This window comes from Pantoea sp. GABEPS69, assembly GCF_045780835.1.
GTDB lineage: Bacteria > Pseudomonadota > Gammaproteobacteria > Enterobacterales > Enterobacteriaceae > Pantoea > Pantoea septica.
Map to the genome: position 1 here is coordinate 661,923 of NZ_CP118618.1, position 15,969 is coordinate 677,891.

General features: G+C 62.4%; 14 protein-coding genes. 10 read left to right on the plus strand and 4 right to left on the minus strand.

Annotated features, from left to right (window positions below):
• The first annotated feature begins 87 nt into the window (after window positions 1-87).
• The 6 genes from PVE98_RS03225 (at window position 88) to PVE98_RS03250 (ending at window position 6,720) form a co-directional block, all read left to right on the plus strand.
• Window positions 88-2,439 carry a TonB-dependent receptor domain-containing protein gene (locus PVE98_RS03225; RefSeq protein ID WP_096073778.1) on the plus strand — a complete coding sequence of 784 codons (2,352 nt, stop codon included), beginning with the start codon at window positions 88-90 and terminating at the stop codon, window positions 2,437-2,439.
• Window positions 2,440-2,494: 55 nt separating this feature from the next.
• Complete coding sequence (locus PVE98_RS03230; protein WP_096073777.1) at window positions 2,495-3,526, plus strand: hemin-degrading factor; 1,032 nt, start codon at window positions 2,495-2,497, stop codon at window positions 3,524-3,526.
• Window positions 3,523-4,347 carry a hemin ABC transporter substrate-binding protein gene (locus PVE98_RS03235; protein ID WP_033752319.1) on the plus strand — a complete coding sequence of 275 codons (825 nt, stop codon included), beginning with the start codon at window positions 3,523-3,525 and terminating at the stop codon, window positions 4,345-4,347. The genes PVE98_RS03230 and PVE98_RS03235 overlap by 4 nt, the downstream gene beginning before the upstream one ends.
• A complete protein-coding gene (locus tag PVE98_RS03240; RefSeq protein ID WP_096073776.1) occupies window positions 4,340-5,338 on the plus strand; it encodes an iron ABC transporter permease in 999 nt (332 codons plus the stop codon). The genes PVE98_RS03235 and PVE98_RS03240 overlap by 8 nt, the downstream gene beginning before the upstream one ends.
• Entirely contained in the window at window positions 5,335-6,114 is a 780-nt protein-coding gene (locus tag PVE98_RS03245; protein WP_096073775.1) for a heme ABC transporter ATP-binding protein, read from the plus strand. Before PVE98_RS03240 ends, PVE98_RS03245 begins: the two co-directional genes overlap by 4 nt.
• A gap of 96 nt (window positions 6,115-6,210) precedes the next feature.
• Window positions 6,211-6,720, plus strand: coding sequence for a CinA family protein (locus PVE98_RS03250; RefSeq protein WP_033752315.1), 510 nt, complete (start codon window positions 6,211-6,213; stop codon window positions 6,718-6,720).
• Here the strand turns inward: PVE98_RS03250 and PVE98_RS03255 are convergent.
• Window positions 6,717-7,700 carry an MDR family oxidoreductase gene (locus tag PVE98_RS03255; RefSeq protein ID WP_033752313.1) on the minus strand — a complete coding sequence of 328 codons (984 nt, stop codon included), beginning with the start codon at window positions 7,698-7,700 and terminating at the stop codon, window positions 6,717-6,719. The genes PVE98_RS03250 and PVE98_RS03255 overlap by 4 nt on opposite strands.
• Before the next feature lie 575 nt (window positions 7,701-8,275).
• On the opposite strand from PVE98_RS03255, the gene PVE98_RS03260 reads away from it, so the two are divergent.
• Window positions 8,276-10,444, plus strand: coding sequence for an ornithine decarboxylase (locus PVE98_RS03260; protein WP_096073774.1), 2,169 nt, complete (start codon window positions 8,276-8,278; stop codon window positions 10,442-10,444).
• Between the two features lie 935 nt (window positions 10,445-11,379).
• Here the strand turns inward: PVE98_RS03260 and mltC are convergent.
• From mltC to mutY, 3 genes are read right to left on the minus strand one after another with little or no spacing between them, the layout of a single operon-like run.
• Entirely contained in the window at window positions 11,380-12,459 is a 1,080-nt protein-coding gene (gene mltC / locus PVE98_RS03265; protein WP_033752308.1) for a membrane-bound lytic murein transglycosylase MltC, read from the minus strand.
• Between the two features lie 57 nt (window positions 12,460-12,516).
• Window positions 12,517-12,789, minus strand: a complete 273-nt coding sequence (locus tag PVE98_RS03270) for an oxidative damage protection protein (RefSeq protein ID WP_033752305.1) — start codon at window positions 12,787-12,789, stop codon at window positions 12,517-12,519.
• Window positions 12,789-13,874, minus strand: coding sequence for an A/G-specific adenine glycosylase (gene mutY / locus PVE98_RS03275; RefSeq protein WP_096073773.1), 1,086 nt, complete (start codon window positions 13,872-13,874; stop codon window positions 12,789-12,791). The genes PVE98_RS03270 and mutY overlap by 1 nt, the downstream gene beginning before the upstream one ends.
• A gap of 155 nt (window positions 13,875-14,029) precedes the next feature.
• Here mutY and trmB point away from each other — a divergent pair, with 155 nt between their 5' ends.
• From trmB to PVE98_RS03290, 3 genes are all read left to right on the plus strand, one after another.
• Window positions 14,030-14,749 carry a tRNA (guanosine(46)-N7)-methyltransferase TrmB gene (trmB, locus tag PVE98_RS03280; RefSeq protein ID WP_048780873.1) on the plus strand — a complete coding sequence of 240 codons (720 nt, stop codon included), beginning with the start codon at window positions 14,030-14,032 and terminating at the stop codon, window positions 14,747-14,749.
• Complete coding sequence (locus PVE98_RS03285; protein WP_096073772.1) at window positions 14,749-15,075, plus strand: YggL family protein; 327 nt, start codon at window positions 14,749-14,751, stop codon at window positions 15,073-15,075. Before trmB ends, PVE98_RS03285 begins: the two co-directional genes overlap by 1 nt.
• Before the next feature lie 168 nt (window positions 15,076-15,243).
• The gene (locus PVE98_RS03290) at window positions 15,244-15,957 is read left to right on the plus strand and encodes a DUF2884 domain-containing protein (RefSeq protein ID WP_313620803.1); all 714 of its coding nucleotides are present in this window, start codon (window positions 15,244-15,246) and stop codon (window positions 15,955-15,957) included.
• Window positions 15,958-15,969: the final 12 nt, after the last annotated feature.

The window sequence follows — 15,969 nt, forward strand, 5'->3', positions numbered from 1 at the left end:
CTTTACGGCTTTATGTGCGAAGCCGAAATTTAGCTACTGACAGCAAGTAAGTGAGCAAATACTAACAATCAAAAGGTATTTGCGCTTATGTCTTTAATGTTTCAGGGATTGACCCAACAGCGGCTGTGTAAAATTGCGCTGCTCGCCTCATCTGTTCACGCCGCCTGCGGCTACGCCGCCAGCGATTCGCCTCTCATTGACACCGCCAGCAGCGATGCGGTGATGACCGTTACCGCGCCGAAACCCAAAGCGGGCAACAAAACCACCCTGACCGCAGCCGATCTGCAAAAGCGCGGCGCGAACGACTTCGGTTCCATCATGCGCTACGAGCCGCTGATCGCCGCCACCGGCTCGGCGGGCGGCTCCTCCTCGGGCAAAAGCGGCTTCGATCGCGCAGGCTACAGCGGCTACAACATTCGCGGGCTGGAGAGCAACCGCGTCGGACTTGACGTTGACGGCATTCCGCTGCCGGACGCCACCGGCCGCGCCTATGCCAGCCGCGCTGGCAACAATACCTTCGGCATCGGTCGCGGCGACTACATCGATCCCTATATGTTCGGCAGCATCGAGATTGAGAAGGGCGCGACCGCGGTCGATCAGCCCAACGCCTCGATTGGCGGCAACGTCTCGTTTCACAACAAAAGCGCCGACGACTACCTGAGCGGCAGCAAAAACACGTACTTCGGCTATCAGAGCAACTACAACTCCGCCGACCGCAGCTGGCACAACGGCATCACGGCCGCGGCGGGTGACGACGAACTGCGCGGCCTGTTCGTCTACAGCCGCCGCGACGGGCAGGAGACGCAAAACAACAGCGGTGTGAAAGAGGCCTATCCGGCTAACTGGCACTCCGACGCCTTTATGACCTCCGGCATCTGGCAGCCGAATGACCAGCACAAGCTGAGCGCCACCTTCGACTACTACCATAAAACCAACCACACCCACTACGACGGCTGGGACACCTCTGGCAATACCATCTGGGGCACCTCGCAGCAGCAGAGCGACACGCGCCGCTTCGGCGTCAGCCTGGCGGATGAGTGGACGCCCTACAACGATCTGCTGGACACGCTGACCACGCGCCTCTACTGGCAGAAAACCGAATCGCACGACAATACGTTTATGCCGGGCAGCGCCAGCGCATATCAAAGGGTCTATTCGGATTACAACACCCGCAGCCTGGGCTTCGACACGCGCGCCAGCAAAATCGTCGGCCGCCATGAGCTAAGCGCCGGCGTCAACGCCCGCATGGAAAACAGCGAGCGTCCGTTCCGCCAGTCGCCCGCGCCGAGCCAGACCAGCGTGATTATGCAGCCGCAGGCCGACAGCCGCAGCTACACTGTCGCCGGCTTTGTGCAGGATAAGATCAACTTCGACCTCGACAGCCACGGCTTCGCGCTGATCCCCGGCGTGCGCGTGATGTATCAGAACACCAAACCGCGCAACCTCGCCGATCTCACCGCTGGCAGCCGCGTGCTGACCGAAGAACAGCTGGAAACGCTCTACGGCTCCGGCAACAGCGATACCGAAGTGCTGCCATCGCTCACCCTGCAGTACGATCTCACCCCTGCGCTTATCACTTATTTGCAGTACAAGCGCGGCGTACAGTTCCCGACCGCCAGCCAGCTTTACGGCTCCTGGAACCTTGGATCCAGCTATGCAGGGCGCGCCCAGTACGCGCTGGTCGGTAATGCTGATCTCGACACGGAAACCAGCAATAATTTTGAATGGGGCCTGAAAGGCCAGGCGGTGGAAGGCGTGACGGTAAACGCCTCGCTGTTCTACAACCAGTACAAAAACTTTATCGCCTACACGCGCTACACCCGCGCCGGCAACCCCGATAAGTTCGTCAACGTGCCGGGCAACATCTATACCACCTATCAGGCGGAGAACCGCGACAAGGCCTATATCTACGGCGCTGAGCTGGCGACCCGCATCAACTTCGGCAGCTGGTTCCAGCCGGTCGACGGGCTGAGCGCCACCTTCGCGCTGGGCTATAACGAAGGGAAATCGAAGTCGAGCTACTCAGGCGACAAATATGTCGATCTCGACAGCGTCGCGCCGCTGAAGGCGATTGTCGGACTGGCGTGGGACGACGTGCAGCGCGGCTATGGCGCGGCCGTGACCGCGACCTTCGTGAAAGGCAAGCGCGCCACCGAGACCGGCCGCGAAAGCTACAGCAACAGCGGCGCGGCGCTCGCTGACGCCGCCGGCGAGTATATGCGCGTGCCGGGTTATGGCATGGTGGATGCAACGGCCTACTGGCAGGTGGCGAAAAACGTCCGGCTGAGCGGCGGTGTCTATAACCTGACCGACCGCAAATATTGGGACTACACCAGCAGCCGCGAGCTGACCAGCGACACGGCGCAGGATCGCAACGACGTGGCGCTGGCGGTGATGCCGGGCCGGACGTACCAGCTGGGCGTCAACGTCGATTTCTAATCACTGGAACGCCCTGCGCAGGCGCAGGGCGCATCTCTTAGGGGAGCAAGGCGCAATGAATTCACTGTGGCAGCACTACCAGACGCTGAAAAGCCGTCATCCGAAAAAATATGCCCGCGAGCTGGCTGCGCTGATGGGCATCAGCGAAGCGGAGCTGTGCGCAGCGCGCGTCGGCCAGGAGGCGCAGCCGCTGAAGCCGCAGTTTCGCGAGCTGCTGTCGGCGCTGGAGGCGGTGGGCGAAACGAAAAGCATCACCCGCAATGAATATGCGGTGCATGAGCATCTTGGCCTTTATCAGAACCTGAAGCTGGGCGATCACGCCGGGCTGGTGCTGAACCCGCGCGCGCTCGACCTGCGCATCTTCCTCAGCCAGTGGCGCAGCGCTTTCTTTCTGCGCGAGCAGAGCGCGCACGGCGAGCGGCAGAGCATTCAGATCTTCGATCGTCACGGCGACGCGGTGCTGAAAATTTACGCCACCGACCACACCGATATGGCGGCCTGGCAGGCGCTGATCGCGCGCTTTGTCGACGACGCGCCCGCCGCGCTGCATACAGAGCCTGTGGAAACCGCCCGCTTCGCCGAGCATATCGACGCCGCCGCTATCGACAGCGAATGGCGCGCCATGACCGACGTGCATCAGTTTTTCGCTCTGCTGAAGCGGCATAACGTCTCGCGACCCCAGGCGTTTCGCGCGGCGGGCAGCGATCTGGCGTGGCGCGTGGATAACGACGCGCTGGCGCGGCTGCTGACGCTGGCGCAGCGAGACGGCAACGAAATCATGATTTTCGTCGGCAATCGCGGCTGCACCCAGATCTTTACCGGCGCGGTGGAAAAAGTGGCGCCGATGGATAACTGGCTCAATCTGTTCAATCCACACTTTACCTTGCACCTGATGGCAGATCAGATCCATGAGAGCTGGGTGACGCGCAAACCGACCGGCGACGGCTTCGTCACCAGCCTGGAGCTGTTCGCGGCCGACGGCACGCAGATCGCCCAGCTCTACGGCCAGCGCAGCGAAGGCACGCCGGAGCAGGCGTGCTGGCGCGAGCAGGTGACCTCGCTGAGCGCGGCGGGAGAAGCCGTATGAAAGGGGTAATCGCCGGCCTAACGCTGCTGCTGGCGCTGCCGTCGCTGGCGGCGGAGCGGGTGATCTCCATCGGCGGCGACGTCACGCAGATCGTCTACGCGCTGGGCGCGCAGCAGGCGCTGGTGGCGCGCGACAGCACCAGCCAGCATCCGGCGCTGGCGAAGCGGCTGCCGGACATCGGCTATATGCGTCAGCTCAACGCCGAGGGCATTCTGGCGCTGAAGCCGACGCTGGTGCTGAGCAGCGAGCTGGCGAAACCGTCGCTGGCGCTGCAGCAGGTCGCTCAGGCTGGCGTTAAGGTGGTGGAGATAAGCGGCGAGAACAGCCTGGCGGCGATCCCCAAAAAGATCGCCGCCATCGGCAAGGCGCTGCACCGCGACGAAGAGGCGCAGGCGTTGGCGCAGCAGGTTAACCGGACGCTGGCGGCACTGCCGAAGCGGCCGCTGCCGGTGAAGGTGCTGTTTATTATGTCGCACAGCGGCATGAAGTCGCTGGCGGCGGGCAGCGATACCGCCGCCGACGGCGCCATCCGCAGCGCGGGCCTGATCAACGCCATGGCGGCGGTGCCGCGTTATCAGCCGCTGTCGCAGGAGGGCGTCATCGCCGCCGCGCCGGATCTGGTGGTGATCGGCGACGATGGGCTGAAAACCCTCGGCGACGAAGAGAAGGTGTGGCAGCTGCCGGGCCTGGCGCTGACCCCGGCTGGCCAGCATAAGAACCTGCTGGTGATCGACGAGATGGCGCTGCTCGGTTTCGGCCTGGATACGCCAGGCGCCATCGTTAAGCTGCGCAAAGCGGCGGAAGCGGCGCGGCATGAGTAATGCCGCCGCGCCGCGCTGGCTGGCGCTGATGCTGGCGAGCATGCTGGCGGCGATGGCGCTGGCGGCGAATCTCGGCGCGATGCCGCTGTCGCTGCGCGCGCTGTGGCGGGCGCCGCTCAGCGATATGGTCTGGCAGATCTGGCTGCATATCCGCCTGCCGCGCGTGCTGCTGGCGGTGCTGATCGGCATGGCGCTGGCGGTCTCCGGGGCGGTGATGCAGGGGCTGTTTCGCAATCCGCTCGCCGATCCCGGCCTGCTCGGCATCAGCAGCGGCGCGGGGCTGGCGGTGGCGATCGCCATTCTTCTGCCGCTGACGCTGCCCCCGCTGCTGGCGCTCTGGCTGCCGACCCTGGCGGCCTTTCTCGGCAGCCTGGCGGTGATGGCGCTGATCTTCAGCCTCAGCCAGCGGGCGCAGGGCAGCCTGGCACGGCTGCTGCTGGTGGGCATCGCCATCAACGCGCTGTGCGGCGCGGCGGTGGGCGTGCTCTCCTGGCTCAGCAACGACCAGCAGCTGCGTCAGCTTTCGCTGTGGGGCATGGGCAGCCTGAGCCAGGCGCAGTGGCCGATGCTGGCGGTTTGCGCCGCCTTTATCCTGCCAGCGCTGCTGCTGACGCAGCGACGCGCGCGCCATCTTAACCTGCTGCAGCTGGGCGAAGAGGATGCGCACTATATGGGCCTCGACGTCAGGCGCACCCAGCGGCAGCTGCTGACGCTGAGCGCGCTGCTGGTAGGTGCGGCGGTTTCGGTCAGCGGCATTATCGGCTTCGTGGGCCTGGTCGTGCCGCACGTGATGCGCTTCTGCCTTGGCAGCGATCACCGCTGGATGTTGCCCGGTTCGGCGCTGGCGGGCGCGATCCTGCTGCTGCTGGCGGATACGCTGGCGCGCACCCTTGTGGTGCCCGCCGAGATGCCGGTAGGACTGTTGACCAGCCTGCTGGGCGGTCCCTGGTTTCTCTGGCAGATCCTGCGCCAGCAGCGAGGAGTGGAATAATGGATCAGTTAGAGGCGCGCAGCCTGCGCTATGCGCGCGGCGGACGGGTGCTGATCGACGCGCTGGATCTGTCGCTGGCGTCGGGCGAGCTGGTGGCGCTGATTGGCCCGAACGGCGCAGGCAAATCGACGCTGCTGCGGATGCTGACCGGCTTTCTGACGCCCGATGAGGGCGAGTGTCGGCTGGGCGATCGTCCCTTAGCGGCCTGGCCGCGCGCGCGGCTGGCGCAGCGGCGCGCGGTGATGCGCCAGCAGAATCCGGTCGCCTTCGCGCTGCCCGCCGCCGACGTGGTGGCGATGGGCCGCGCGCCCTGGCCTGCCGCAGGCGCGGCGGCCATTGTCGAGGAGGTGATGGCGCTGACCGGCTGCAGCGAGCTGGCCGGGCGCGACTATCGGCAGCTTTCCGGCGGCGAACAGCAGCGCGTGCAGCTGGCGCGCGTGCTGGCGCAGCTCTGGCGCGACGGGGCGCCGCGCGGCTGGCTGTTTCTCGACGAGCCGACCTCGGCGCTCGATCTCTACTGGCAGCAAAAGACGCTGCGGCTGCTGCACCAGCTGTCGCGCCAGAGCGATTTCGGCGTTTGCGCCGTGCTGCACGATCTCAACCTGGCCGCGCTCTGGGCGGATCGCATTCTGCTGCTGCATCAGGGCAGTCTGGTGGCGCAGGGCTCGCCGCAGGCGGTGATGACCGAGGCGACGCTGACGCGCTGGTATCGGGCGGATCTGCGCGTCTCTGCTCATCATGAAAGCGGCAGGCCGACGATTCAGCTGCGCGCATAAAGCCGTTTGGCTTATTATTCATGGCGTTAGCGCTTAGCGGCGCGCCGATTTTCGGCCATACTTTCTACTCTGAATCACTGAACAGGGAAGCAAGATATGAACGATGCATTAGATCAGGCCGCCGAACAGCTTGGCGAGCGGCTTCTCTCCTCTGAGTGGCGGTTAGCGACCGCCGAGTCCTGCACCGCCGGCTTGATCAGCATGACGCTGGCGAAAGTGGAAAACAGCGGCAACTTCTATACCAGCGGCTTCGTCACCTACAGCGATAATGCGAAAAGCCAGCTGCTCGGGGTACGGCCGGAGACCCTGGAGGCGCATACCGCGGTGAGCGAACAGACGGCGCGCGAGATGGCGATCGGCGCGCGCGAGCGCTCCGGCGAGCCGGTCAGCCTGTCGATTACCGGCTATGCCGGACCGGACGGCGGCGAAGACGGCACGCCCGCAGGCACCATCTGGTTTGGCTGGACCTTGCCCGACGGCAGCGTGGTGGCGGAGATGCGACGCTTCGAGGGCGAGCCGAAAGCGGTGATGGAGCAGGGCGCGCAGTTCGCGCTCGAGCGTCTTGCGGTGCTGCTGCGCGACGCCGCCCTGCATCAGAACGCTTAACGGCAGTCGACAATCAGGCGGCCGCGCACCTTGCCGTCCAGCAGATCCTGCGCGCCCTGTTTCGCTTCGCTGAGCGGGATCAGCGTCGTCAGCTGGGTCAGCGTGTCGCCGTTCAGCAGTTCGCCGAGGCGCTGCCACGCCTGCTGGCGCAGCGGTTTCGGACACATCACGCTGTCGACGCCGGTCAGGGTCACGCCGCGCAGGATAAAGGGCGCGACGCTGGCGGGCAGATCCAGCCCCTGCGCCATGCCGCAGGCGGCGACCACGCCGTCGCGCTGGGTGGCGGCCAGCACGTTGCTCAGCGTATGGCTGCCGACGCTGTCGATCGCCGCCGCCCAGCGCTCTTTCGCCAGCGGCTTGCCGGGCTGCGACAGCTCGCTGCGGTCGATGACCGAACGCGCGCCGAGCGTATCGATCAGATAGCCTTCGTCGCTGGCGCGTCCGCTGGCGGCGATTACCTCAAAACCCAGGCGCGCCAGCAGGCTGACGCTGAAGCTGCCGACGCCGCCGCTCGCGCCGGTGACCAGCACCGGGCCGCGATCCGGCGTCACGCCCTGTTTCTCCAGCGCCATCACGCACAGCATCGCGGTAAAGCCCGCGGTACCGATCGCCATGGTCTGTAGCGGGCTAAGCGTGGCGGGCACTTCAACCAGCCAGTCGCCTGGCACGCTCGCCTTCTGCGCCAGGCCGCCCCACTGTTTCTCGCCGACGCCCCAGCCGGTCAGCAGCGCCACGTCGTCCAGCCGCCACTCTGGATGGCGGCTGGCGGTAACGCGGCCGACGAAATCGATGCCCGGCACCATCGGGAACTGACGCACGATCGGGCCTTTATTGCAGATGGCGAGTGCGTCTTTGTAGTTCAGCGTGGACCAGGCGACATCGACGGTGACGTCATGGTCGGGCAGCTGGGATTCGTTGAGATCTTTCAGGTTGGTGCGGTAGCCTTGCTCATCATTTTCAATGACTAATGCTGTAAACATGCAGCCTCCGGCAATCAGGAAATGTGCCGGCCAGTCTACTCTTCCTCGACGGGAAGGGGTAGAGAGGGCGCAGGCGCTGCCTGAAAGCGCTAATAAATGCATAATCTTTCATAAAGCAAAGATAATTAAGCATTTATTTAATGCACCCCTGTTTTAAGTTCTTATTTATCATTAGCTTATGATTTATGCTGTTGCGGGATTATTAATTTGGGCGGGTTGTTCCCATGCTAAAAAAATGACATGATTGCGCCTCTTTTTGCCTGTTCGTCGAGGATGTCGCTATGGCCGAAACAATGCGCAGCCGCACCTGCCTCCGCTCGCTTTACCCTGTGCGCACGGCACTCCTCTCTGCTCGCCGCTTTCAGCCGTTCCCGCGCGTCATGCGGTGAGGCCAGCTAAACGTTCGCTGTTGGGCATGCGTAAAGACAGACGCGATCTGGCTTTACTGATGTCTATCGGGTGCGGCTTTACCTTTTGCTTCGTCTCCGCTTCCGCCTGACGTTATTCGCCGGGGAATCTTCCCTATTGCCGTGCCTCTGGCACCCACTCATCCTTCACCGTTGGGGATTTGTGTTATGACACCACTGAAAATTGCCGCCAGCGCCGCTGTGGCTCCCAGCCTTACCCTGAATACCGGGCGTGACGTAGTGACGCTGGACAACACCGACTTTACCGACGTGGCGGCGGTGGTCGTCTCGCTGGCCGATACGCGCAGCGGCGTACTGGCGCTGTTGCGCCATACCGGCTTCAATCTGCCGGTATTTGTCGCCAACGCCTATGAGGAGGAGGTGCTGCATCTGCCGGGCGTGACCGGCGAGCTGAACGGCTCCGCACAAGAGTGGGCGGCGCTGGAAGCGGCCGCGGCGGAGTATGAGGCGAACCTGCTGCCGCCGTTTTTCGATACCCTTACGCGCTATGTCGATATGCAGAACAGCACCTTCGCCTGTCCGGGGCATCAGGGCGGGGCGTTTTTCCGTAAGCATCCGGCGGGACGGCAGTTTTACGATTTTTACGGCGAGAACGTTTTTCGCTCCGACATGTGCAACGCCGACGTTAAGCTCGGCGATCTGCTGATCCACGAAGGCTCGGCGAAAGATGCGCAGAAATTCGCGGCAAAGGTGTTCAACGCGGATAAAACCTACTTCGTGCTGAACGGCACCTCCAGCGCCAACAAGGTGGTGACCAACGCGCTGCTGACGCGCGGCGATCTGGTGCTGTTCGACCGCAATAACCATAAGTCGAACCATCACGGCGCGCTGATTCAGGCGGGCGCGACGCCAGTCTATCTGGAGGCGGCGCGTAATCCTTTCGGGTTTATCGGCGGCATCGACGCGCACTGCTTCGACGAGGGCTGGCTGCGCGAGCGCATCAAAGAGGTGGCGCCGCAGCGCGCCGGAGAGGCGCGTCCTTTCCGGCTGGCGATTATTCAGCTCGGCACCTACGACGGCACGGTTTATAACGCGCGTCAGGTGGTAGATCGCATCGGGCATCTCTGCGACTACATTCTGTTCGACTCCGCATGGCTCGGCTATGAGCAGTTTATTCCGGTGATGGCGGGCACCTCGCCGCTGACGCTGGAACTCACCGCGCAAGACCCGGGCATCTTTGTTACCCAGTCGGTGCATAAGCAGCTGGCCGGTTTTTCGCAGACGTCGCAGATCCATAAAAAAGATAACCATATTCGCGGTCAGAAACGCTTTTGCCCGCACAAGCGGCTGAACAACGCTTTTATGCTGCACGCTTCTACCAGTCCCTTTTATCCGCTCTTCGCCGCGCTGGACGTTAACGCCAAAATGCATCAGGGCGAAGCGGGCCGCCAGCTGTGGCAGGCGTGCGTGACGCTCGGCATCGAGGCGCGCAAGGCGATCCTCGATCGCTGCGAGATGATCCTGCCGTTTGTACCGGAGCAGGTAGACGGCATGCGCTGGCAGGATGCGCCCACGGAGACCATCGCCCGCGACAGCCGCTTCTTCAGCTTTGAGCCAGAGGCGAAATGGCACGGTTTTGCCGGTTACGCGCAGGATCAGTATCTGGTCGATCCCTGCAAACTGCTGCTGACCACGCCGGGCATCGACGCGGCGAGCGGCGAGTATGCCGACTTCGGCATTCCCGCGACGATTCTGGCGAACTATCTGCGCGAAAACGGCATCGTGCCGGAGAAGTGCGACCTTAACTCTATTCTGTTTCTGCTGACGCCGGCAGAGAGCGCGGAGAAGATGGCGCATCTGGTGGCGATGCTGGCGCAGTTCGAACAGCACGTCAGAGAGGATGCGCCGCTGGCGGAGGTGCTGCCGACGATTTATCGCAAGAATCAGGCGCGCTACAAGGGCTATACCCTGCGTCAGCTGTGCCAGGAGATGCACGATCTCTACGTCAGCTTCAACGTGAAGGATCTGCAGAAGGCGATGTTCCGCCAGAAGCGTTTCCCGGCGGTGAAGGTAAACCCGCAGGACGCGCATCAGGCTTATATTCGCGGCGACGTCGAGCTGGTGCCGATCGCGCAGGCCGAAGGGCGCATCGCCGCCGAAGGCGCGCTGCCTTATCCGCCAGGCGTGCTCTGCGTGGTGCCGGGCGAAGTGTGGGGAGGCGCGGTGCAGCGCTATTTCCTGGCGCTGGAAGAGGGCGTCAATCAGCTGCCGGGCTTCTCGCCGGAGCTGCAGGGAGTTTATACCGAAGATGACGGGCAGGGGCGTCTGCAGCTGGTGGCGAATATGATGGTGGAGGGGCGCCAGGCCGGGCGGTAGCGGCGGCGGGTTCCGTCCCGCCTGACGGGAAGTTTGCCTGCTGCGCAGGCGGGCTCGGTGTTCGCTGCGCGAACCGGCTATAAGCGGTTCTGCCCAATGGGAAATTGTCTGCTGCGCAGACGGGCCCTGGTGCAGGTTTCGTTCGCCCGATAACTGGGCAGTTTCATTTCGCCCGTTGCGGGCGACCGAGCAGGGCCGGTAGGCGCCGGCCCTGCACCCGCGCCCCGGGCCAGCTCACCCGCCCGCTGCGCGGGTTCCTTCGCTTCGTCAGGATTTCGGACGGACCGCGCAGGACAGGCCGTCCTGGCCTGGCCTGCGCTTTCGGCGACGTCCTGTCGCCTCATCCTGAAATCCTTCCTTCGCTCAGCGGCTGCGATGGCCCCCACAACCCCCGCTGCACGTTCTGATTATTGAAGGCGCAACTTCGTCGCTGAAAGCGCAAGCCATGTGATCAGACGACACAGTCGTTAATAAAAAATAAGGAAATTACAGGCGAGGGGTTGGTAGAGGCATCCGACACGCTGAGGCGCGCACGGCGGCCAGGACGAGCCGGCAGGAGGTCGGCGAGAGGGAGGGCCAGGCCAGGACGGCCTGTCCCGACGGGTCCGTGCGGCCGACGTAAGCAACGAAGGGACCGCGCGGAGCGCGGCGTGGAGGCTGCCGGAAGCCGGGATTGTTAAGGGGCTGGCGAGCCCCTTAACACGCACGCCAGCAGCGGAGCGGCTGAAACTCCCTGCCGCCTGGCGGGCGGAACCCGCTCAGAGCCGCCTGCGCAGCAGGCCAACCTGCCTGGCGGGCGGAACCCGCTCAGAGCCACCTGCGCAGCAGGCCAACCCGCCTGGCGGGCGGAACCCGCTCAGAGCCGCCTGCGCAGCAGGCCAACCCGCCTGGCGGGCGGAACCCGCTCAGAGTCCGCCTGCGCAGCAGCCACCCTGTCAATAACGTCGATAGCTGCGCTGCGCCGTACTCACCTTATACAAATAGCGGCGCGACTCCGCAGACGGATGCTGCGTCGTCAGCGTGTTATAAACCTGGCTCGGCGACATATTATTAATGGCGTTAAAGGCGCGATCCTTATCGCTGGAGAAGACGCGCAGCACGCTGCCCGCGCCGCCGTTGTAGGCGGTAATCACCGCATAGCGACGCGACAGCGGATCCTGAATCCCGCCCAGATAGCTTTTCTGCAACAGCGAAAGATAGGCGGTGCCCGCATCGATATTGTTCTCGGGATCGAGCAGATAGCTGCGGCTCGGCTTGCCCCACTTGCCCTTCATACGGAACACATCGACGCCTGCGGTATGCTGCACCACCTGCATCAGCCCCAGCGCGTCGGAATGGCTGACCGCATAGGGGTTGAAGCTCGACTCGGTCTGCATAATCGCCAGAATCAGCGACGCGTCGACGCCATACTGCTCGGCGGCCTTACGCACCATCGGCAGATATTTGTGCGCACGCTTGTCGAGGTGGTTAGGCACCATCGGTATGGTGACCGAGTAGATGACATGCAGGCCGGAAACGCGACGCTGCAGTTTATTTTGCAGCAGGTAATCGGCGAAGCTGCCCGCGCGGCCCTGCCAGCGAATCGGCTGACCGGTGTTGTCCAGCACCTGGCCGTAGAGCAGCGGCTCTTTACTGATGACGATATCGTTGGCGTCGGAATAGAGATCGACATTACCTGGATCGTCGCCGATCAGCAGCGTGGTCACGATCGCCTGGCGCAGGCTTGCCATCGGATCGGTACCAGAAATGGTTTCGATAGTAATGTTGCCGCTTTCGAAGTTGATATGGCTGCGGGTGTAATAGTTGTCGCTGTATTTGACGTAATCTTTCGGTCCGGCGATCAGGACTTCGTTGATACCCCAAATGTTCTCGATGTTATGCGCAAACTGGCCCATTAAAATATCGAAGCCGTTGGTGTCCTTTACCCACTCTTCGTGATACTGCGAAGACTTCTTTCCTGAACAGGAGACCAAAAGAGGAGCGATCACCAGCAGTGCGAGTAATTTCTTATTCATTGTAAATACGTGCCTGACCCGGAAAAGAGAGGGGCCTCAACGCTGAGGCCCTAAAATTTATGCTTCTGGCGGCGTATAGCCTTCGATGTGGACCTCTTTGCCTTCAAACAGGAAATTCACCATCTCCTTCTCCAGCACTTTACGGTCTTCCGGATTCATCATGTTGAGCTTTTTCTCGTTGATCAACATGGTCTGTTTGGCCATCCACTTCTGCCAGGCTTCTTTCGAGATCTCATTGTAGATGCGCTTACCGATTTCGCCCGGATAGAGCTGGAAATCCTGCCCTTCGGCGTCGCGCTGTAGAAACGTACAAAAAATCGTGCGGCTCATTACTTTTCCTCTCTAATCTCATGCCGGTGCAGGGCCAGCTGTTGCGGGTGACGTAGCTCGTGCAGAAGCCGCTCAACCGGCGCCGCAAGCCCCACTGACGGCGGCTGGGCTAAGTTATACCAGAGACCGCCGGGTTCATCCATCGCCGCCCCGACAGATGACCACGATAGCCACATTGGCACGATATCCAGATGGAAATGGCTAAAGGTATGGCGAAAAGCGGTGAGCTGCTGCGGCTTCGCCGCGATGCCGCGCGCCTGCAGCCAGTCGTGCAGCGCATCCTCTGTAGTGAACTGCGGGAAGCAGAACAGACCGCCCCATAATCCCACCGGCGGACGCTGCTCCAGCCAGACATCGTCGCCATCCTGCAGCAGCAAAAACCAGCCGCTGCGCTCCGGCAGGATCTGCTTCGGCTTTTTGCCGGGATAGCTCGCCTGGCTATTGTTGGCGTAGGCGATACAGCCGCTGTTAAGCGGACAGATGTCGCATTTGGGCTTCGAACGGGTGCAGACCAGCGCGCCGAGATCCATCATCGCCTGATTGAACTGGCTGACGCCCTCTGCCGGCGTGACCGTTTCGCTGATTTCCCACAGCCGCTTCTCGACATCCTTTTTACCCGGCCAGCCGCCGACCGCGTAGCAGCGGGCCAGCACGCGCTTTACGTTGCCGTCGAGGATGGGGAAGTGCTGGCCGAGCGACAGCGACAGCACCGCGCCTGCGGTGGAGCGTCCCACGCCAGGCAACGCCGCAACGTCGTCGAAGTTGCGCGGGAACTCGCCCTGATGCTGGTCGGCTATCTGCTTCGCCGCCTTATGCAGGTTGCGCGCGCGGGCGTAGTAGCCGAGCCCGGTCCAGAGGTGCAGCACCTCGTCGAGCGGTGCGGCGGCCAGATCGGCGACGGTGGGAAAGCGCGCCATAAAGCGTTCGAAATAGGGAATAACGGTGGCGACCTGGGTTTGCTGCAGCATCACTTCAGAGAGCCACACCTTATAGGGCGTTTTCTCCTGCTGCCACGGCAGGGTCTTGCGGCCAAAGCGCTGATACCAGTCCAGCACCTGTTGCGCGAACTGCGGCGCTTGCATCATAAGAAGGAAATTTTCCGTGATTACTCTACACTCAGGCAGGCATTCCAGCACAGGCGCGGCCCCGGTGTAAACCTGAAGATCGCAAGGGCTTGCTTCTGCTAATTAACTTTGCATAATGCGCCTTTCCCCAAACAGGCTACTCAGCAGGCTACAACATGATTAATGACGTCATCACTCCGGAATTTGATGAGAACGGGCGGCCGCTGCGCCGTATACGCAGTTTTGTGCGCCGCCAGGGGCGTCTGACCAAAGGGCAGCAGCTGGCGCTCGACCAATACTGGCCGGAGATGGGCGTTGAGTTTCAACCCGAGCCGCTGGATCTGACGCGCCTGTTTGGCCGCGACGCGCCGGTGGTGCTGGAGATCGGCTTCGGCATGGGCGCGTCGCTGGTGACCATGGCGCAGAATAATCCGCAGCAGAACTTCCTCGGCATCGAAGTGCACGCGCCGGGCGTGGGCGCCTGTCTCGCCTCCGCGAAAGAGGCGAACGTCGAGAACCTGCGCGTGATGTGTCACGACGCGGTGGAAGTGCTGGAGAAGATGATCCCGGATAACTCGCTGCGCATGGTGCAGCTTTTCTTCCCCGATCCCTGGCATAAAGCGCGCCACAACAAGCGCCGCATCGTGCAGACGCCTTTCGCCGAACTGGTGATGCGCAAGCTGAAGCTGGGCGGGGTGTTCCATATGGCGACCGACTGGGAAGCCTACGCCGAACATATGCTGGAAGTGATGAACGGCATCGACGGCTATAAAAATCAGTCGGAAACGCAGGATTACGTGCCGCGTCCTGAGACGCGTCCACTGACCAAATTTGAGCAGCGCGGGCAGCGACTGGGCCACGGCGTTTGGGACTTAATGTTTGAGAGGATTAAATAATGGCCACACATCGCAGCCGCCGTTTACGTAAAAAACTGCATATCGACGAATTTCAGGAGCTGGGCTTCTCGGTCGCCTGGCGCTTCGCCGACGGCACCACGGAACAGCAGATTGATAAAACCGTCGACGACTTTATCAACGACGTGATCGCGCCGAACGGACTGGCCTATGACGGCAGCGGCTATCTGGTATGGGAAGGGCTGATTTGCCTGCAGAAGACCGGCAAGTGCACCGACGAGCACCGCGAGCTGGTGCGCAAGTGGCTGGAAGATCGTCAGCTGAGTGATGTGCAGGTTACCGAACTTTTCGACGTCTGGTGGGACTAAGTTCCGTATCGGCCTGGCTTGCTTGCGCTATTGACGCCGGGCAGTGCTCGCCTTCCTCACGTACTGCAGTACGCTCCGGAGGCTGTGCGCTGGCCGTCGCCAATAGCGCTGCGCCGCCGACGGCCGACCTGTCATTACAGCGCCTGGTTCACATAGTAGGGAGAGATTATGGTTCGTAAAACGCTTATCGCCGCGCTGCTGCTGGCAGCGACGCAGGCGCAGGCTGCCTGGGAGTGCAGCGTCAAACCGCAGGATGACGTGGTGATTAAGCCGCAAAGCGTGCAGGTGGTTGGCGCAAACGGCAACCTGCAGATCTCCCCGCAGGGCGATGTGCAGTTCAACGGCCAGAAGGTGGCGGTGAACAATACGCAGCGTCAGCAGGCTATCGACTACCAGAACGCGCTGCGTCGCGATCTGCCGTGGATCGATACCGGCGCCTCGTCGCGCCTGGAAAAAGGCCGCATCGCGCTGGATAAGGTGATTGTCGAGAAGCTCGGCGCCGACAGCAACGTGCGTAACCGCCTTACCACGCTCAACGGTCAGCTGAAGCAGCAGATGAACCGTATTATCGAACATCGCGACGACGGCCTGACCTTCCATCATCAGGCGATCGACCAGGTGCGCGCCGACGGCGAACGTCTGGTTCAGAGCACCATGGGCGGCGTGCTGCAGGACAGCCTGAACGAGATGGGCAGCAAGCAGGCGAGCGGCAGTAATCCGCTACAGGCGATCATGGGCAACCTGGGCGGGCTACAGCAGTCGATTCAGGCGGAGTGGAGCAATCAGGAGCAGGATTTCAAAAACTTCGGCCAGGAAGTCTGTAACCGCGTGATTAGCCTTGAAGATCAGCGCAAGAAGCTGGTCGGCAGCGTGAAGTCGTAAAGAAAGCGGCGC